Here is a 20,961-nt window from a genome sequence, read left to right on the forward strand (position 1 = left end):
TATAGAAAGCGAACCTGCAGACATAATTATTATGCCGGCGAACGATATGCTGATATTCAATAATCCACCTTTCCCTATTTTCTCCTTTAATAATGGTGAAAATAGTATTGCTATTACCGGCCCGGTATAATAGAATATTATCGCTTCAGATACCGGTATCATAAATACCGCATAAAACAGAAATACCCAGTTTAATGATAATAGTACTCCTGAAAGTATTATATAAGGATTAAACAACTTCCTGATATTGCTTTTCAAATCCCTGTGAAGTATTACTGTCAATAATAAGGCAGATATTAAAACCCTGAAGAATACAAATATTGGGGATGGTAACAGTGACCATATTGCAAATAGGGGTATTGACCCCCAGATTACGGTAGATGAAAGTATTTCTATAAGCCCTTTTCTAGTATTAGTGAGATTTTCTAATAACCCCTCTCTTTATTATCCTATGAATGTGATTTTCATTTCATCTCTTCAACCACGTTTATTTAAAATATTCAGTTTATCCCATAATTTACTACGTTTGCAAGCGAAACCTTTATTCATGCAATCGCGATCAATATGCATGGACATAATGAATTACGGTCTCCGGGAGAAATATGATCAGTTGAAAAGATTCGGCGACAGGCTTTCCGACATGAAGACGATCATAGAGTGGGAAAGGATCAGACCCATACTCAATGACTTATATATTAATAACACAGAGAAGGGTGGAAGGTCAAATTATGATCCCATACTCATGGTCAAGATACTATTCCTTCAGTCCATATATGGCATAGTTGATGAGTCCATTGAGAAGGAGATACACAATCGCCTGGATTTCATGAACTTCCTGGATTATCCTGAATCGGTACCGGATGCAAGAACCATATGGCTCTTTCGCGAAAGGCTCTCCAATAATCACAAGAACAAGAAAATCTGGAAGGAGATATGGAAACAGTTCAAAGAGAAGGGCATTACAATAAAGAAAGGTACAATTCAGGACGCCACTTTCATCGAATCGGATCCAGGTCATGGAAAGCACAGGAAGGGTGACGGGACAATACCAATCGATTTGGATCAGAACCCGGTGAAGGAACCTTCAGAATCGGATCATAATGAAGAGAAAACATCAAAGAGGGAGGCAAAGACTGCAAGGAAAATTGAGATTGAACAAAAGAAGAAGGCAAGGGAGGAGGAGCGGAAGAACGCAAAGACAAGGAGATCCAAGGACGGTACCTGGACAGTGAAGAACAAAAGATCCCATTTCGGGTACAAGCTCCACACAATACAGGATTCAGACAATGACATGATACTGAACTATGCAACGACCACTGCATCAGTGCATGACTCGCAGATCGATCTATCCATTCCTGGCATCGTGAATTACAAGGACAAGGGTTACTTTGGCGTTGAAGGAAGGGGAATAGATGCAGCCATGGATAAGGCTGCCAGGGGACACAAGCTGCCAGTGGAAAGCATCCGCAGGAATCTCAGGATAACAAGGAAAAGATCCAGGGGTGAGAGACCGTATTCTGTTATAAAGGGAATATTCCATGGAGGTCACGTATTCGTTACAACAGTTCCCAGAGTGAGGGTCAAGAACATGTTCATGTGCCTTGGCCATAACATGATCTGCGTGATAAGGATGAAAAATAAGGGGATAATAGCGTGAGCTATCAAGAAAGCGACAGAAAAGGGAAAAATATTAAGAAAAGAGCATAAGAAAAAGCCACTTCCTATCAATCTAAACAGAAATTAATTGAAATTCTTTCGAAAGAGTAAGTGATAAGTAAAAATTTAATAGTTGTTAGAAATTATCTTCTATGTTTGAAAGCCTAAAAAGCGGCTGGAAACTCGCGAAACAGGTTAGAAAGAGTATTTCAGGCAATAAAAAATTATATTTATATCCCGTAATAACTGGCCTGATCAGCGGTATCATATTCATTGCCACCTTTGTTCTGCTCATTCTTGAGGTACCTGTTACACCCTATTCTGATTATTATTATATTCTGGGTATTTTTCTGGCATATGTATTCACGTACTTCGTTGCAACCTTGCTGATAATAGCCATGATGATATCTTACCGTGGTTACAGGTCTGGAAATCCGGTTTCCATGGGACAAGCCCTATCCATTTCAAGGCAGTACTCAGGCAAGGCATTTGAATGGGCAATACTCTATAGCGTGCTTTTGATGATACTGAGAGCAATAGAATCACGGGTCAGGGGAATAGGCGGCATAATAATTGCTTCAATGGGATCATTTGCAATAACTGTGGCTACTTTTTTCGTAGTCCCATCCATACTTGATTATAAACTTGGGCCCGTAAGAGCAATAGAGAAAAGTGTGGAAACAATAAAATCCCATTTTGGAAACACATTCGGCGGTGTCATATACATAGATATTTATACACTTATTTTCACAGGTTCCGGTTTTATATTACTGTTACTCTCAGTAGTTCTTGCAGGGGCAGGAATACCCTTTGCTGTCATACTTCCCATTATAATAATTGCCGTGCTTTTGATAATTCTTGGATTGATACTCAACTTTACTTATACCAACATTTTCAAATTGATTCTGTTTGATTATATCAACGGCAAGGGACTGCCTGATGGACTGGATGAAAATCTGATAAATTCATCAATCAGGCGTAAGGGTGGAACCGGTGGTTTTGGGAATATGCCATTTTGAACTATGCATTCAATAAAAAGTACTAAATAGCCATATGGATATAAAAATATATAAAGGCTTAAAATATTAACTACAGGATTAGTTATGAGCTGGACAGAAGCTGAAGTTAGAGAATTAAAAATTGGGAGATACATGTTAATAGATGATTCACCATGCAAAATCGTTGATATTACAATGTCAAAACCGGGCAAACATGGTGAAGCAAAAGGGCGAATTGTCGCTATAGGAGTATTTGACGGGCAGAAACATAGTGTGGTTTACCCTGTGAAACACAAGATAAAGGTTCCCATAATTGTTAAGAAGAATGCACAGATACTTTCTATTGCAAATAATGAGGCACAGTTGATGGATTCGGAAAGTTTCGAGACATTTATTCTGCCAATAGAACCCGAAGACCAGGATAGGTTAAAACCGGGAATGGAGGTGCCATATTGGGAAGCTATGGGAAAAAGGAAGATAATGCTGCAGAATTAATGTCGCATTTCTCCCATCTGAAAATAGCCGATGCATTAGCCAGCTATGAGGAAGCAGATTATGTAATATTCGGTGCCCCATTTGACAATACTTCGAGTTTTAGGAGGGGTTCAAGGCTGGCACCTAACTCTATTAGATTTGCCTACGACAATCTTGAGTCCTATGAGGTGAATTACGGCATAAATCTACTTGATGCCAAAATTTGCGACCTTGGAGACCTTCCAGTGTACGAGGATGTTGATTACATACTCAGTGAGGTAGAAACTGTCACATCCACAATATTCCGTGACAAAAAGATACCTATAATGCTGGGGGGTGAGCATTCTCTTACTGTTGGTGCACTGTGGAACCTTAGAGACGTGAGTATGGTAATTATAGATGCACATTCGGATTTCAGGGATTCGTACATGGATAATAAGTACAACCACGCCTGCGTTACCCGAAGGGCACTGGAGTTGCTTGGAAAAAACAGGATCATATCTGTTGGAACACGATCAACATCCTACGAGGAAATTGCATCCGGTGAATATGAGAAAGTAAGATTCATTTCCGCTAACGAAGTCCGTGCATCAGGCATAGATAAGGTCATTACTGAGATCATGGAAAAAACTTCTGACCGTGTATACTTCTCCATAGACATGGACGGTTTTGACCCGGCATACGCACCGGGAGTTGGAACACCAGAACCATACGGCCTAACATCATACGATGTGAGAAGCATTTTGACATCAATTTCTGACAGAATAATTGGTTTTGATATAAATGAAATGACACCGTTATACGATAACGGGAACACTTCAATGCTTGCAGCAAAATTAATACAGGATTTTATAGGGAGCCGGGAAAAGGCCCTGAAAAAATAAATTTATAACCCCATCTTAGAGGTTATTTCCTTTCCCTTTGTTACTATTACTTTGCACGGTGTAGGCAGTTTTATCGAAGCTTTCTTTAACGCCTCTTTCATGGTTTTTGCGCTTCCCCTGTCTACTTTTCCCACCATAATAATTTCACCGGGGTGAACTCTTGCAGCAGTTCCCACAGGTTTTCCAAAAGCCATTCTCATTCCACTTGATATCCTATCAGCACCGGCTCCTGTGGCCATTTTGTGCTCACGAATTACCTGGTGCGGATATGGCCTAATGTGAAGGAAATAATTGCCTGCTCCCACATTTTCAAGTAATTTCCTGTTTATGGAAATCCTTGCCGCTTCAAGAGCTGTATGCCTGATCTGGCAGGCCTCCTCTGCTATCAACTGCATTTCAATCTCAAATTCCCGTTTCTGGTTTCCCTGTACGAAAGTGGTAATTTTAGGATAGGGTACCCCGCCCATGAACTCCTTTCTTGTGTATGCAGGGCCTGAAATCTTTGAATACATTCTTGCTGGTTTAGTTACCATAATAATCTATTCATGAATTCATGCGCGTATAAAAACATTTATGAAAATGATTTATAGATTGCAATTTACAATGCAATGAAGCCTGCATGTATAAGAATCCATTAAAGACATCCTAATAAATATATTATTTGATTATGGCTGTCGCCTTCCTATGGCATTGCTAATAATTATATTATATGGGCCTGTATAATCCCTGTCCAGCTTCTGCCCGCATTTTGAGCACTCAAGAGACATATCAGGGCCTATCCTGTATTCCACATTTCCGCAATTGGGGCATGCACTCCTTATCCACAGTTCATCGGGAGGTGTTTTTATCCTCTGCTGAATTCTTTCTGCTGCATCAGGGGTTCCAGTTTTTTCAGTGTCGCTATCCTGTGTTTTTTTGGAGGCTTTTCTATTCCTGTCCACAAGGTAAAAAGTTACTGTATAAAGCCCCGCAAAGGCCCAGATAAAAATGAATGTTGATACAATCGATGATATTATGACATTATGTGCAAAGGCTGTAAGTGCAAATTCAATAAATGAGGATATGAAACTTGCCAGTACAGACCTGAGCATCCCAAATCTTATGTAAATAAAACTTAGGGCAAGTGTAGAGAGGTAGATTAAAATTGAATCGTATAAATTGTAATTTGTGATTAAAACCGATACTGCTGCCGGTAAAATCATAAAAATGGCTATATAGCCTTTTATATATCCATAGGGATTAAGAAATGATGATAATTTGAATTTTCTGGTAGCCAGAAGCAAGATGGCAATTAATATTGTTATAGGTATGAACTCAAATATAAGAACCTGAAACACGGCGCTCATAAGATAAATGAAATTTTGCTCTCCCAAGGGCATATAGGTTACCGGGCTAACTGCTACTGATGGGTCAAAAACCTCAATAATTACAGAGGAAAATACTAAAATAGCTATGTAAACGGAAACCGCAGAGAAAAAGTACGCATTATTTTTTGCATCAAAGCTTGAAAATTTTACATTATTATAAAAAAAGGGCATAAATGAGGCAATCACTGTAACAATACCCAGTATAATGAATATATATGCCAGAGTTCTAGTAACTGTAATATTAAGGTAGAAATACAGGCCAGAAACGCCTGTTATTAAGTTCATATCCTTTATCAGGAACGGAAGCGTAAAGAAAAATGCAATGACAGCTATGGCAATTCCTATATACGAAATGCCCCTGTTCATTTTATTTATTAAATCCAGCTCATTCATGTAAAATCATATAAAATACTTATAATTCAATCTATCGGTTTTTAACCGGATAAATGAATTGGAAAAAAAATTCAATTTCCTATAAATTATTTCAGGGTGATAGTCAGCCTCTTGTCTATTTTTCCCTTTACCATTGAACTTGCTATTTCTATCTCTCCCACTTCTCCTGTGGAGGCAGTATAAAGCCCGTAATCAGCCTGCAAAGGGAGCCCTGATATGTTTATAACACGGAGCTTTTCATCATCCGGAAGAGTCCCAGTGGAATAGCTCATCCTCTGTTTTTCCCTTGGAAAATCATTGCTGTTTAAGTATTCTATCTTAATGGGGATATTTTGCTTTACGATCTTATTTGCTTCTTCCGTTATGTTTTTAACGATATCCTCTGTAATATTGTCTATGTATAGATCCACCCAGGCCTTATCATCATATGTCTGGCTTATCCTGGATTTTGCATTGTAGAACTTATACGCCAGCCCAGATATTATGAACATGGCCGTTCTAAACCTCATATGTATGTTTCTGACGTTCCAGTCAAGTTTCTGCTGTATTGTTTTTCCTACTATATTGTCTGGATAGGTATCCAGTGAAATAAGGTGGATATAATCTCCATCCGTCCATACATCCACTATTCCGAATGTTTTTCCATCAATTAATATTTCACCCTTATCATTCTGCTGTCCGTCCATTGTTGGAAAAAATATTGTTCTGTCTACGGTAAGGTCTGTGAACTCACACATTAAAACCTTCCCCTCGCATTCCTTTAAATATGAGTCTTTTAAAAATAGTTGCTCAGTTATCATTAAGCACATAAGAACTTATTTCTATATAATTTTATTTTTATTTTTTCATATATCGTATAAAGACTAATGGCCTTTATCCGGATTGTCAGTAAAAATTTGGTAAAGCATGTATCTGGTTTTAACTGATTTTTCGGTTTCTTCCAAAAAGCTATTGTGATGGTTGAGGGCGAAATTTACAAAATCTATATGCTCGTATGATATATCCATCAATACAAGAGGTTCAGGCCTAGCCAGATATGTAAATTTGCCTTCAATTGAAAAGGGATGTTTATTTCCCATCAGGGCAAAGGCCATAATGCTTCTTATCTGGTGCCAGATAAAGCTTTTTCCGTATATATTAATTATATAAAACTCATTGTGGGATGTATAATCTATTTCATTTATGGTTCTCACAGTGTTCCTGCCATCCACCTTACAAAAATTTGCAAAATCATGCTGCCCAACAAACTCACTGAGCGTTTCCATCAATGCATCTATATCTATTTTATCTGTTATAATATAGGAATATTTTTTCATGGAATTATGCCTTGGATTCATATACCCATTAAGTTCAGAATATGAATAAAAAAACATGTACCGGATTTTTGAATTGAGAATGCCCATTACGTCAGCTATATTTTTTTCTGTATCCAGAAGAAGAACATTCCCCCTTGCCGATACATATCTATCCGTTCTTGCTGCACTTTCCATATTACTGCTTATCCCATATTTTTCCAGTACTCTTATGACGGAATCTTCAACGCTATTTGATCCGTTTCCTCGCTGAAAACCACTGAACATGGTGCCTTCATATCCATATTTTATAAGGTAATACATTGTTTACCTCCAACCTTTCATAATGACTATGCATTATATATGTTTGTATATACGATTGCGATGCTGTGAAAATTATAATAGTATTGTATTGTGCATTTCAGAATAACGGGATATGGCAAAACTTTATATGAGCTATTAATTTAACTATTCAAATGTCCGTACCGTACAGAATCACCATAAGGGTTTCCGAAGATCTAATCAATCAACTTCAGGAAATAGTTGAAAAAAACCAGTATAGCAGTATTTCAGAAGCAATACGACTGGCAATCAGCGAGTTTATCACTAGGAATAGAACAAATGCAACAAGCAAGGTTGACCTAAAACTCCCAAGGAATATATACTCAGAACTTGAGGAGGAAGTAAACAAGGGGGATGCCATATCAGTCAACGATCTTATAAGGTTCATCTTGAGAGAATATGCAAAAGGAAAAACTAAAAACTAAATTTATATAAAGTGTAGGTATCAGTTCTCAATGGTTGTGATAAAGGAGAGCAAAGAAAAACTGATAAACGATATAGGTATTAATTATTATTCAACATTAGGCAAATTTGCAGACATTATAGGCTATTCCATTGAGGAGGAAAACGGCGAAGTAAAGTTGGAATTCAATCCGGATAGGCCAGACCTTTTCTCTTTTTATGCATTAAAATGCAATATGAAAACATTTTATGATATGGATTACAGGATAAAGCCATTTTTCGGGAAATCCAGTGTGATATTGCAGGTTGACACTTCTATAAAGGCAGAAATACCATATGTAATGTCATTTATTGCCCGGGGAAAACCACTTGGCAATTATTATGAACATATAATATCTTATCAGGAAAGGCTTCATGAAACCATAGGCAAATCAAGAAAAAAGATGGCAATAGGAATACATGACATTGGCAATATACATCCACCTTTTCTACTCACAATGAAGGGGATGGAAACACTGGAGTTTACAACATATGACAATTTCCACGGGACAGCCAGGGAAATACTGGAAAGGCACGATAAGGGAAAACAGTTCCGTGACCTTATATCATCAGATAAAATGGTACCGGTAATACTTGATAGTGAGGGCGACGTAATGTCAATGCCCCCAATAATAAATGGCTACAAATCCCGAATAGGCGAAAGTACTTCCCAGCTGTTCTTCGATATTACCGGCAATGATTATAAGGCTGTACTTTCAGCACTGTACCTGTTTGCATATGAAATGACGTACATTGGATATGAAGTGCTTATACCTGATATAAACAGGGATATAATTGACTATGACTGGAGAAAGATATCACTCACACATAAGGAGATAAAAAAACTTATGGGTTTAGAACCAGAAAATACAGTTGTTTTGCTCAGGAAAATGGGATACAGGTGTGAGGTCATGTCAGGCGGATATCAGGTATATGTGCCCGGCAACCGCGTTGATGTAATGGGCCCGGCAGATGTAATAGAGGATATTGCAAAGGCATACGGCTATGATAATATACCCTTCAAAAAGCTTAATACAGGCGGTACAGGAATTCCATATGCTTTCAATGAAGATGAAAATATAATCAAGGATATACTTATATCCATTAATTACCAGGAAGTAAGAACTTTTGTTTTAAATTCTGGAGAATTTTACAGAATTCCCGGATATTCTGGGGATGTAACAATTACAAACCCGAAAAGCCTTGAGTATTCTGTGATAAGAGACAAACTTTTTCCAGGGATGCTCAGCCTTCTGGCAATAAATAAGAGGAGGAAGCTTCCTTTAAAAATATTCGAGGTAGGCCATGTTGTAATTTCGGGGAATCAGGAGAATCACCTTTGTGTATTTTATAATAATTCAAAAGCATCATATTCTGATATTTATGGTGTGCTTGGTTATCTGCTGTCCAGAATGGTAAATGTTGAAACAAAGGTGCTACAAAGTGATTACAAAGAAATCATACCTGGCAGGGGAGGAGATATAGTTGCCGGCGATATGGCCATAGGCATAATAGGGGAAATGAATCCTGAGATTCTGGATAATTTTGGAATTCAAAATCCCGTTGCCTTTCTTGAGATAAATCTTGACAAATTATCAGGGATAGCTAAAGAATAATGCTATACGCTTTTTGGATCAAAAACGTTTCTAATTCTCTTTATATATATTATACTGTTCAAAGGCATATGTACTGATGTTTGTTATTCATATTATGTTAATTTTCTGGGTCTCATCTGTATACGATCCACCCACTTCAAAACCACTATACCTTAGCATCGAGATACAAAATTGTATTTGAATAATTCTAAGAATACTTTATGATGATGTTCTAAATACGGCTATGTTAATAAAAATAACGAGGATGGTATATTCCATAGTCTAAACTGCAATTTCGAACTCCATACTGATTTCAATGTTTTAGTTTGACGTTTTTGATGCTCCTATAGAACTTAATGAAATATGCTTGTGTTGATTTAAAAATGATTTCAGCACAAAAGTTTTAACCATAAGATAATGACCTACCATGGAATCGATAAACCTCAAGAGTGCAGTGATGCAATCTTTTACTTCAATTGGCCCAATGCTGGATTTCATCGCATTATTTTCAATTATTGCACTATATTCTGGTTCTACTCTACCCTTTGTTGTGATTTTCTCATTTCTGCTTTCATATTTTACATTATATACAATATATTCGTTTTCAAAAATATACATTACTAATGGTGGCTATTACTCCTATGTTGGGAATGCACTTGGAAAAGGGGCTGGTTTTTTTATCCTTTTGCTTTACATCGCATATTCGGTTCTTACCGTTCCCAATATATCACTATTCATATCAGGATTTATATACTCTATATTCCAGTTGTACGGGTTCAATAATTTACTTGTGGAGTATGGATTTCTCGTATTATTTATAACAACAGTGTATTTCGTTGTCTCAAGAGGGTTAAAAACTTCAATGCATTACACACTTATAGCAGGTTTTCTTGAAATTGCCTTTATTGTAGGAATGAGCATAATATTCATACTGTATAGGTCCCCCCAGTTCTCATTTTCAGGAATCAGTTTTTCTTTCAATCCATTCTTCTTCGGTGTAATATTTGGCATACTTGCATTTTCCGGTGGAGGATCAAGCATATTCCTGTCAGAACAGACATCGAGTGCCCACATAAACACGCCAAAATCTCTGATTATCTCATTTACAATATCAGGCCTAATAATGGTTTTTTCGGCATTTGCCCTACTTATGTTCGCAGGTTATACAGGGTTAAGTGCATATGAAAGCAACTCTTTTTACATTACAGAACTGGTAAGGACAAAGCTTGGAACTCCATTCTTGATATTATTTTCATTTTTTGGCATTATGAGTGCCTTCAATTTGAGTGTTTCATATTTAAATGCTTTTGTTCATATGGTGCCCAAATTTTATAAGGATTTTAACGTAGGGAGGAAATTTGACAGGAACAAATTTATGGGGCTATTATTTACAGTTTCCCTGGCAATTTCCCTCTTCAGTGGATATTATACGGGGTTTTTTAATTCATTTGTCATTATAGCCGGGATAATAAGTTTCATTTACATCATAATTCACATAGTATCCAATATATCTCTGATAAAGCTATTCAATAAAAGGAAATTTGCAATCCCATTTTTATCCTCCTTAATACTTGCTATAGCCTTTTTACTTTCATTTTATGGCAATAATGGATATTTCGCTACAATAAATTATTTTCTCATAGGGTACGTGGTTATTTCATTTTTAGTCGTTCTATTTATAAGGAAAACCCGGCGTGGTTTCTACGATGCAATACGATTTGAATATTATAGCCTCAGAAATAAGCTTCCGGAGAGTAATAAGGATTAAAAATAAGGTAAATTTTTATATCAGGATTTCATTAACGAAATTAACATATGGAAATTACAGATAGATTTAAACAAAATATAGCCAGGCATCCGGAGGTACCTGTCCTGATTGCCCTGTTTGCCCTTTATATGTTCCTATCAAACTTCTTTGTATGGTCACTGGCATTTCAGGATAATTATCTGAATGTATCTGGGGGAAGCGATCCCTATTTCAATTATTATATAGTACAGTATATACTGAGTACACATAGGCAATTAACGCACACCATCTTGCTTAGCTACCCAGTGGGCACCTATAACGCAAGACCTCCATTTTACCAGTGGAGCATCGTATTTGCAGGATATTTGGTATCACCGTTTATTGGTCTCAAAATGGGTGCATATTATGCATTCCAGGAATCAGCTGCCTTTTATGGTGCACTTTTAATTATACCTGTATACCTGATAACAAAACAGATATTCGGCAAGAAAGCCGGGTTATTCGCCGCTGTTCTATTCACCATAATGCCGGGAAATCTTACATCAGGAATACTCACAGATGGAAGGGCACATACACCAGAGCTTATATTCGCATTCCTATCCATATACTTCTTCGAAATGGCAGTTATCACCGCAAAGAAAGGTGTTATAATCAAGAAGATTACCGATGCAAGGTCATATTTCAGCTCAATTAAAGCCTATTATGAGGAAAATAAAATAACAACGATATACGCATTGATGTCTGCCGTCTCCCTTGGGGGGCTAATAGTATTCTGGCAGGGATTCCCTTACATAGAAGTTATATTGTTAATCTATGTTGCAGTCCAGCTTCTCTATAACCTGTTTACCAAGAAGCCAACTGGATACCTTACTTATATCACAGTTATCTATGTGGCAGCATCTTTTCCAATAGGATTTTACTATTATGATATCACAGCAATGATTCATGCATGGTTTCTGCCGCCCCTGGCAATGGGTTTAATGATCGTTGGGTTTGGCATTTTGATAAATATTGTGGCAAGAAAGCCATGGATAATCACTATACCGGCACTTGTTCTTGTTACCATAGGAGCCCTTTTCATTATAGGTAAAACCAATCCAGCCATATTAAAAGAATTACTAACCGGAGATGGATATTTTGTAAAATCCAGGGTCTACTCAACGATTGCTGAGGCAGCGGCTCCACCTCTTGGCCAGTACATATCTGATTTCGGCCCAGGACTATTTCTCCTTGGAATTGCCGGTGTACCCTATATTATTTACCGCTTCCTTAAGGAAAAGAAGGAAGGCGTGCTGCTTGTTATTATATTTGCCATATTCTCAATTTTCATGAGTTTTGAGGCAGCAAGATTCAATATTACTGCAGCGCCTGCATATGCGATACTTGGCGGTGGCCTGATAATGTACTTTGTAAACATAATAAGGCATAATGAGGCAACAAAAAAATCCAGGCATGTATCTGGCAGAAAATCGCTTCGCAAGAACATAAGCGGGGTAACAGTAGGTTTCGCAGTAATAGTAGTATTAATTTTAATTATACCTTCTGGCATGGGCGCATTTTCAGCAGCAGTCCCTGAAAACAACGCCGCATCCTATAACCATATATTAAATTCAACCCTACCCAAGGGATTTCGGCCAAATAACCCATTCGGGAACTATGGTCTTGCAATAGAGAACAAAACACAGCCACTATCAGCATCTTTCCAGTGGCTTGCGACACAAAACACAAATGAATCCATACAGAATCGCCCTGCATACGTATCATGGTGGGATTACGGATTCCAGGAGTTACAGCAGGGACGGCATCCCACTGTTGCTGATGATTTTCAGCAGGGAATAGCAAGTGCCGGGCAGATGCTCCTCGCACAGAATCAAAGCCAGGAAATATCTTTATTCATTTCAAGAGTGCTTGAAACCCCCGGAGGTTATTCCAATGGGCATTTTAATGCAAGTATCACAGCTACAATGGATAAATATTTTGGAGCCAACGAGACAAACACAATTGCGAGTATGTACGGCAACCCATTAAGCTCTAAGTACACACCTCTTCTCTCAGAGGCAGCATACGGAAGCCATCAGATAAATGTCACAACTTCATATAATGCAAGGCATGCACTTATAATGGGGCAGCTGTCAATACATTATAATTTAACAACATTGATATCAGCATATGGAGCCCTGGAAAAAGTTACAGGATCATCCATATCATACGTACAGGTTAACCATGGGCTATATCCATTTTCTGGTTCAAATCCCGGAATATTCTATGCACCTGCCTATTTAACAGATACACCATCATACACAGCTCAAGGAGAGGTTGTTCCCACAAATTACTATAATGTTGTAGCTATAACAAGCACAGGAGCGAGGTACACCTTAAACAAACTTCCACAGGGAGCCACAGTAACTAATTATCTGCTTAACTATACATCTGCATTCTATAACACTACAATATACAAGGCCATATACGGATTCCCGGAATCAGATATTTCAAATGTCACACACGTATACCCTGCATTCAATATGAGCAATTTTGAATTGACATACTATGCATCAGAATATAATCCACATAAGAATGCAAATTCCACCACACCTGGCTGGAAACTCATTCCCATTCAGACCGCATATAAATACCAGCAGGAGAACAACGGCACCGAAGTGCTCCTTCCCCCAAGTTTATTAGGGCAGGAAGACCCAATCATTCAATACTATCCTGGGGCTGTAATACATGGAAGGGTTACAAGTGCCAACGGGGTAGGCATGGCTGGCGTTCATGTCACAATACAAGATCAGTATGGAATTCCACATGATGTTGTTACAACAAACAGCACAGGTTATTATTCAATAACAGGCCTGCCGGGAAATGACACCCTCGTATTTTCCACTGGTAGTGTCAGTTCCAATACATTGACTGGACCAAACGTCATAAATACGCAATCTGTTACAGTATCACAGAGCCAGGGAAACAGAATAGGCAATTACAATATAACCCATAATATACAGATGAAAAGAAATACCGTATACGGACATGTAACACTAAACAATGGGACTTCAGCAGTTGCAGTAAACTCTGGAAACATTACATTCACAGACGCGAAATATGGAATAAGCAGGACAGTCCCCATAATAAATGGCGTTTATTCCATGAGCAGTGTTATACCCTATGGGTATAATGTAACTGTCAGATCAAATGGCAAAACATACACAAACTTTACCAGTATACAGGTGACAGGGAATGCCCAGCAATTGCAGAATCTTGCGATTAAAATGGACAGGATCAATGTTTCAGCATCTATAAATGGTTTGGGGCTCTCCGGATATACTGTGTATCTGAACAGTACTTCTGGCAATTACAAACTCACTGGAGTGACATCCTCATCAGGCTCCTATACATTCGGCGTATATCCCGGTACATATAATGCCACTATTAAGGCAAATGGATCCGAGGATAAATCTATCGTTACTGTTTCGGGATGGGGAAAATCCCGATCGGCATCACTGACACCTGAATTAAGCGGAACGATTTCGGGAAGTGGGGCAACACCAAACTCAACAATATCGTTCTATTTCGATGGCATCACCTCGGATATACATAACGTTACAGCAAATGCCACCGGAGCATATAATTTCACAGTGCCCTACGGAATTTACACCATATATTCCAATACGAGCAGTGGAGTGTTTGTCAAGACTATTAACGTAACAAAGAATACTGTTCAAAACATATCATATTCTACGTCAGTAAAATATACAATAAGATCCACTATGAATGGAACAAAGAACTACAGCGGCACATATGAAATAATGGCTACAGGCTCATCAACCCAGAATTATACCTTGCTTGATTACAGCTATGCAAATTCCAGCGTGCCGCTTACAGTGTATCTTCCACAGGCAAGCTACTCATTCTCCGGAACAGGAACAGTTAATGGAACGACAATGGCAGGATTCAATATATCCCCATCTACATCTGCTATAAATATATCCATCAATCTAAATGATTCATATAAGCATTCAATAACAACGTCGACAAATAACACTATAGGATATGTAAGCCAGGGAATAATGCTAGTATACAGCGGCTCAACTCCATACTTCTATGCAGAGATCAATGGTGGATCAGCAACTGTTTATGGATATAACACTAGCTCAGTGGGCATACAATCACCCTACTATTACAATAATACGGTTCTCGATTATACATCCTATATATTATGCCAAGCAGAAATTGGTATCAGTGTCGATGACTGTGTATAATGACTCAAAGCTTGTGAATTACAATGGCACAATTACGCTCACAGGGCTTTATAATAAATATACCTTAAATATGACAAAAGGTGCTGCCAGCAAGGAAATAGCTATGGGCGTATACTACACACAGATATCGAACAAGAGTGCGTATATAACCCCGGTACTTACGGGAACCGTAGCCAATAGTACTGCTGCACAATCATTTGTAAAGGATTCTAAGCTATACTTCACGGTAAAAAATGTAAACAGCACTATCACAAATTCAGGAACAACATTGTTTAATTCTACAGGCGTAAACGTTGGGCTGGATCATATTCCAGCCGGGAACTATACCTTATATTCAGCAAATGCTACATTGGCGAATATGAGTATTATAACTGTGAATCATAATATGAGCATCTCACCAGTATATCATACCGGCTATAAACTCAGCATAACAAATAACCTTAGCATACCTGCATCGTACCACATAAAAAATGGAAGCAAAGAAATCACTACCAGTGTAAGCAAAAACCTTACAATACTATTGCCCTCTCTTGATTTCACCATAACATCAAGCGGTAATTTCACCAATTCAACTGGGGCGTTTACCTATGTTAACACCACCTCAAATACTGTTACACCAAGCTCTACAATGCATAATATTACAGTTAAACTCACACCAACCGAAGTATACGACAAAATATCAGGCAATGTTATATATTACTCTAAGGAAACCGGTGTATCTGGTGCCAATGTAATGATTACCAAAGATGGAAAGAAGGTAGCCAGCACAACATCCTCGTCAGGGTCTTATAGTTTGGCAAAATTGGTTCCCGGAACATATGGTATATACGCTAATTACACATCTGGTGGGAAAGAGTATGCATATTTCCAGAATGTGACATTGCAGCCTTTCAAAAATCTTACATATAATGTGTCTCTGACGCCAGCCTATACAGTAACCCTTACAGGTACAAACAACAGCAAACCAGTACCCACAAACTTAACAGTTACAGGTGGTTCTGTGATTGCACCATCAATGTATACAACTTCACAGGCAGACACAAATGGTTTCATACTTCCTGCCAATGAGACATATGCATTTACACTCACTAATACAACGGTCCATAATGGAATGTATGTCAATTACTCGGCATCGCAGACTGAATTCCTGAACAGCACTCTTACAGAGACTCTAGCATTGCACAAAGATATCATCTCAAAATATGTCCTTGCGGATCCATCGGTTACAGGCTATATAGGTGAAAATGTTAAAACAAGCGTAACAATTTATAACAGGGGAGATACCAATGACACACTACACATGTACTCTGGCAATTCAACATGGAACTTAACTTTCAGCCCTAATAACATCACAATACCTGTGGGAGGTTACAGATCTGTGGCGGTGAATACAACAATTCCCATTGCACCAGCTGGAAACAACTCCATACCGGTAATGGCCATGGTAAATGGCACATCCCAGTATCTGGGGCATATTACAGTTAACGTCATGGCTGGTGAAAGTTATAATGTTTCATATTCTAAATATGCAGAGGTAAATGGCACCATAAATATGATACCGGTTACGGTTAAAAACACAAATAATACTGCAATAACAGTGTATTTGAATATTTCAAATGCTGCAAAACTAATGAAAAACTATGATATCATGACATATATAACCAATAGTGGCAAAAATATTACAAATATAACACTCACCACAGGGCAAACAGTAACGCTATATATATATGCATATGGGGTACATGGAAAAACCTTGCACTCTGTGCCAGTAGATCTTGAAACAAACGCCACCATAAATGGAACAAATACATATATGAATAAAACCATAACACCTGTATTGCCATCTGCTAGCATAGGAGCAGGATCATCCGGAAATAATATAATAAATAATTATAATGCCAATCCAGCAATGACAATATACATAGGCATAGGAATAATAATAGCAGCACTGCTTGCAGGCATAATTGGATCTTCAATCAGATCAAAGAAAAAGAGGTAAACCAGATGAAATATAAATTATTAATCACATTCTTTACAATATTCGCTTTAATTGCATTATCAGGCGTAGCCTCTTTGAGCTATAATATGCCAAATGCATCTCCCAGTGCCTCCTCTTCTACATTTTCGGCTACCATTCATGAGCCGAGTGACGTATACGAAAACCAAACTTTCCAATTGAATGTAACCGAGAGCCCCGGATACCATAACTACTCAGTATCAGCCTACCTGGGAGCTGTAAACGATACCGGCTTATCACCACTTTCCTATTATAATCATCACTCAACTAATGGAACATTTTCCATATCAGTAACGGCACCATCAGAGTCAGAAAATATTCATGGATATATCAACGCAAGTGCTGTAAATAATTCAACTGGTTTTAGAGTAAGTCGTGTCTATTCTATCTCCTCAATTAATGTGAGTGCGCCCATCACATTTAATTCCACAATTAATAACACAGACCCTGTGCCCATAAAGAACATAACAGTGACCTATACAATTTCCCATGGCGCATCTTCTGTTGTGATAGGAGTAAGCCATATAAATGAGATAGGAGCAAATTCAACATACAAAGACAATATTACTGTGCCAGCAGCCTTAGTATATAAGGGCAAGGATACACTTACTGTAACAACCAATAATCCGGTGATTACAATTGCAGGAAAAAGTACGGTTACATTCTATTACGGGCATAAGCCTAATTATGACTGGATATATTACATTGCGGCTGTGGCAGTTGCATTTGCGGTATTCCTTGTATTAGCAAGCAGTAAACGTAACACAGTAAAGGTTCCAAAATGGAAAAGGTCAAAGTCGTCTAAAAAGGCACAAAAGGTGCAAAAGGTGCAAAAAGCAAAATAATCTAAATTAGTGAGTGGAGAGTTATAAACTCCTTTTCATATATGTTTTTTCTGCTAAATTTTATGGGAGTTCTTGATATGTCATACCTGTCGTCTATTAAGGAGATCCTTGCAGCAGACAGTGCATTGTCATGAATTTTATGTGGTGTGCTTGTATTCTCTTCGTTTACTATGACCATGGGAGCTATATTCCTTAATTGTTTTATTATTAGGTCCCTGTTGGGGCGATCACCATTCCCAATTTTTATCATTATGTACTCATAATCATAGTTTTCAACTATTTCTATTACATCTTTTTTAACTCCACAGATACTGGGGCATTCCCACGCCTCCATAAGCACATTATCTGCCATAACAGCAATTCCAGGCCTTGGGCCGGGATCTATGCCTATTATGATCCTGGTAAATTGGTCCTTATTAAGAAGCACAGGTAAACTTCTCCTTATTCCCTCAATTGATGTAGTTGCCTTTACCTGTCCTGGGAGGGTAAATTGATCTCTTTCAGAACTTATTATAACATTTATGTCAGCAGGTATTGAATAAAGATCAGTGATGCTGAAAAACGGCAGATTCCATCTTTTGAGATCCCTTATAACATCATGGTAAAATTTGAAATCGTGAGTATATATTCCTACACGCGTCATCTATATAATTAAGTATTTCATCATTTATAAATATTATTATTTAAATTATTTAAAATCTGCAACCGGGAATTAATGATTTTCAGATGCCGCTATATTGTACCCTAAAACATTTGCAAATTGCATATCTTCTGGCGGAACCTTTATCATGTGACCCGGAGCTATATCTTCTAATTTATCCCCAATAAGGACAGAACCTCCACCCACCGGGATCAATTCGGTAATCCTGTCAAGGTCTTCCCTGAGATTTTCCCTCATTTCATCAATTATCTTCTGTGCCAGTTCGGCTAACAATGGTTCGGAGACCTCTGGACCACCTATTTTACTTTGTTTAAAGGTTACTTTTTTCCCTATGGAATCTCTGGCTACATCGGCAGGGACAATAAAACCCGTTTCTTTGCCAATAGCTTTACTTATGCCTGAAACAACATCTCCTATTCCCGCCTGTATACTGAAAGACTGCTCTACTATTGGTTCAAGGTTTTTTAAATTGAGCGTTAGTACATCAGTGGTTTTGAATCCAATATCTATCACAACGCCATTTCCATACTGTTTCTTTAAGAGCCCCTGATTTAATAAATAAATAGCGGCACCCACACCCTGAGGTCTCATAATTAATTTGGATATATGGAATTTCTGTTCCTTGCCATCTGCGGACTTTATTTTTAGATCTTTTCCTTCTAAAAGCTCGTTTGCAGCAACAATTTCCTTATCAAAACTGGTTAGCTGTGTTCCGCTAGCCAGTATAACATCTGTTTTTTGGGCTGCTTTTCCAATTCCACTTTTCCATAATGCACCGGCCAGAAGTTGCATTGCATTGGGGTCAGTAAGCCTTCCATCTCCCTGTGGTTCTCTTAAGTTAGTTCCTGTGGCATCTTCTCCGAATACAAAAGTTTCTCCGTCATTTATTGATATTATTGGTATGTTTCCACCAATTCCCCAGTTTCTAGATTCTGCTGGCATCCATCTGGATGGAAATTTTGCTTTTTTATTGTCTTCGGTGACCAATTTCGTATCTCCATATCCTAAATCTACTCCAAGTATTGCCATCTTATATTACCTCCTGTAATCCCATAGGAAATAATATGTAAATTATATTTAAATTTTTGCTCAAATATATTAAATAATTTGCAATATTTAAATATTTATGTCATACTTTGTCATATGATGTAGAATATTGTCAATATTTTGTATATTTTTTGTACATTTTATTCTATTGACTTCCTACATAGTCTATGATAACGATAACATTATATACATATAATATATATGTTATTGAAATGAAAGCTGAAGAAGTCCTGAACCTGTTACAGATATCCAGAAAGACGCTTCATGTCTATGCACATGATGGCAGGATCAGGTACACTGTGATGCCTAACAAGCGGTATGATTACAACGAAGAGGATGTTTACAAGATACTCAACAAGAATGTAAAAAGAAAGACAGTTCTCTACGCAAGGGTATCTACACATAAGCAAAAGAATGACCTGCAGAACCAGATTGATCAGATGAAGCAGTGGTGCTTCATGAACGGTTACACCATAAACGCAATATATTCGGATATAGCTTCAGGCATCTCATTCGAGAAAAGGAAAGGATTCTTCGAGATGCTTGATGAGATCATGAACAATAAAGTTGAAAAGGTAGTCATAACGTATAAGGATCGATTGAGCAGGGTAGGATTCGAATTATTCAGTTACCTCTTCCGGAAGTACCGAACAGAGATAGTTATTATTTCAGAGATTGGCAGCACGAAGCTTGATTCAGAAGAGGTGTTTGAAGAGATAATATCAATGATCCACTGCTATTCCATGAAGATGTATTCAAAGAGAAGGAATCATTCAGTTGAGGTGGGTTATGGAAGCAACAAGGACTGAAATAATACATACAAAATGCGGCTTATATTATTTTACACACATATCTAAAAATATATTCAATGAATTTGACTACATAACAAGGCAGAAATACTTTGAGAATTCTAAAATATACAGAGAGACAAAGATAAAAAAGAATG

18 protein-coding genes are annotated in these 20,961 nt (G+C 37.8%); 11 read left to right on the forward strand and 7 right to left on the reverse strand.

Features of this window, described 5'->3' with window-relative positions; all coding sequences use genetic code 11:
- A partial coding sequence (locus AMDU4_RS06535; protein WP_290704431.1) for an EamA family transporter occupies positions 1–396 on the reverse strand: 396 nt, incomplete at its 3' end.
- A gap of 172 nt (positions 397–568) precedes the next feature.
- On the opposite strand from AMDU4_RS06535, the gene AMDU4_RS06540 reads away from it, so the two are divergent.
- The 4 genes from AMDU4_RS06540 to speB all read left to right on the forward strand — a co-directional run bounded on the left by AMDU4_RS06540 (position 569) and on the right by speB (position 4,012).
- Entirely contained in the window at positions 569–1,657 is a 1,089-nt protein-coding gene (locus AMDU4_RS06540) for an IS5 family transposase (protein WP_021787190.1), read from the forward strand.
- A gap of 151 nt (positions 1,658–1,808) precedes the next feature.
- Positions 1,809–2,675: a DUF6159 family protein gene (locus AMDU4_RS06545; protein WP_021787191.1), complete on the forward strand. Its 867-nt coding sequence runs from the start codon at positions 1,809–1,811 to the stop codon at positions 2,673–2,675.
- A gap of 84 nt (positions 2,676–2,759) precedes the next feature.
- Positions 2,760–3,149 (forward strand): translation initiation factor IF-5A, encoded by a 390-nt coding sequence (locus AMDU4_RS06550; protein ID WP_021787192.1) that lies wholly within the window; start codon positions 2,760–2,762, stop codon positions 3,147–3,149.
- Positions 3,107–4,012, forward strand: coding sequence for an agmatinase (gene speB, locus AMDU4_RS06555; protein ID WP_021787193.1), 906 nt, complete (start codon positions 3,107–3,109; stop codon positions 4,010–4,012). Before AMDU4_RS06550 ends, speB begins: the two co-directional genes overlap by 43 nt.
- A 2-nt stretch (positions 4,013–4,014) precedes the next feature.
- On the opposite strand, the gene AMDU4_RS06560 is transcribed toward speB, so the two are convergent.
- From AMDU4_RS06560 to AMDU4_RS06575, 4 genes are all read right to left on the reverse strand, one after another.
- Positions 4,015–4,545: a 50S ribosomal protein L16 gene (locus AMDU4_RS06560; RefSeq protein ID WP_021787194.1), complete on the reverse strand. Its 531-nt coding sequence runs from the start codon at positions 4,543–4,545 to the stop codon at positions 4,015–4,017.
- A gap of 132 nt (positions 4,546–4,677) precedes the next feature.
- Positions 4,678–5,772, reverse strand: a complete 1,095-nt coding sequence (locus AMDU4_RS06565; RefSeq protein ID WP_021787195.1) for a zinc ribbon domain-containing protein — start codon at positions 5,770–5,772, stop codon at positions 4,678–4,680.
- 86 nt (positions 5,773–5,858) lie between these two features.
- Positions 5,859–6,572 carry an alanyl-tRNA editing protein gene (locus tag AMDU4_RS06570; protein ID WP_021787196.1) on the reverse strand — a complete coding sequence of 238 codons (714 nt, stop codon included), beginning with the start codon at positions 6,570–6,572 and terminating at the stop codon, positions 5,859–5,861.
- Between the two features lie 63 nt (positions 6,573–6,635).
- Positions 6,636–7,388: a tRNA pseudouridine(38-40) synthase TruA gene (locus tag AMDU4_RS06575; RefSeq protein WP_021787197.1), complete on the reverse strand. Its 753-nt coding sequence runs from the start codon at positions 7,386–7,388 to the stop codon at positions 6,636–6,638.
- Between the two features lie 152 nt (positions 7,389–7,540).
- Here AMDU4_RS06575 and AMDU4_RS06580 point away from each other — a divergent pair, with 152 nt between their 5' ends.
- The 6 genes from AMDU4_RS06580 to AMDU4_RS06605 all read left to right on the forward strand — a co-directional run bounded on the left by AMDU4_RS06580 (position 7,541) and on the right by AMDU4_RS06605 (position 18,307).
- A complete protein-coding gene (locus AMDU4_RS06580; protein ID WP_021787198.1) occupies positions 7,541–7,831 on the forward strand; it encodes a ribbon-helix-helix domain-containing protein in 291 nt (96 codons plus the stop codon).
- Positions 7,832–7,861: 30 nt separating this feature from the next.
- Entirely contained in the window at positions 7,862–9,463 is a 1,602-nt protein-coding gene (pheT, locus tag AMDU4_RS06585) for a phenylalanine--tRNA ligase subunit beta (RefSeq protein ID WP_021787199.1), read from the forward strand.
- Positions 9,464–9,869: 406 nt separating this feature from the next.
- Positions 9,870–11,210 carry an APC family permease gene (locus AMDU4_RS06590; RefSeq protein WP_021787200.1) on the forward strand — a complete coding sequence of 447 codons (1,341 nt, stop codon included), beginning with the start codon at positions 9,870–9,872 and terminating at the stop codon, positions 11,208–11,210.
- 47 nt (positions 11,211–11,257) lie between these two features.
- Positions 11,258–15,445, forward strand: a complete 4,188-nt coding sequence (locus tag AMDU4_RS06595) for a carboxypeptidase regulatory-like domain-containing protein (RefSeq protein ID WP_021787201.1) — start codon at positions 11,258–11,260, stop codon at positions 15,443–15,445.
- Positions 15,432–17,444: a carboxypeptidase regulatory-like domain-containing protein gene (locus tag AMDU4_RS06600; RefSeq protein ID WP_021787202.1), complete on the forward strand. Its 2,013-nt coding sequence runs from the start codon at positions 15,432–15,434 to the stop codon at positions 17,442–17,444. The genes AMDU4_RS06595 and AMDU4_RS06600 overlap by 14 nt, the downstream gene beginning before the upstream one ends.
- A 5-nt stretch (positions 17,445–17,449) precedes the next feature.
- On the forward strand, positions 17,450–18,307 hold the full coding sequence (locus AMDU4_RS06605) for a hypothetical protein (RefSeq protein WP_021787203.1): 858 nt from the start codon (positions 17,450–17,452) through the stop codon (positions 18,305–18,307).
- A gap of 1 nt (position 18,308) precedes the next feature.
- Here AMDU4_RS06605 and AMDU4_RS06610 read toward each other — a convergent pair whose 3' ends face one another.
- The gene (locus tag AMDU4_RS06610) at positions 18,309–18,950 is read right to left on the reverse strand and encodes a hypothetical protein (protein WP_021787204.1); all 642 of its coding nucleotides are present in this window, start codon (positions 18,948–18,950) and stop codon (positions 18,309–18,311) included.
- A gap of 69 nt (positions 18,951–19,019) precedes the next feature.
- Positions 19,020–19,997, reverse strand: coding sequence for a ParM/StbA family protein (locus AMDU4_RS06615; RefSeq protein WP_021787205.1), 978 nt, complete (start codon positions 19,995–19,997; stop codon positions 19,020–19,022).
- A 230-nt stretch (positions 19,998–20,227) separates the two neighbouring features.
- On the opposite strand from AMDU4_RS06615, the gene AMDU4_RS06620 reads away from it, so the two are divergent.
- Positions 20,228–20,824, forward strand: a complete 597-nt coding sequence (locus AMDU4_RS06620) for an IS607 family transposase (RefSeq protein ID WP_290704423.1) — start codon at positions 20,228–20,230, stop codon at positions 20,822–20,824.
- Positions 20,825–20,961 lie beyond the last annotated feature (137 nt).

Source organism: Ferroplasma sp. Type II, from assembly GCF_000496155.1.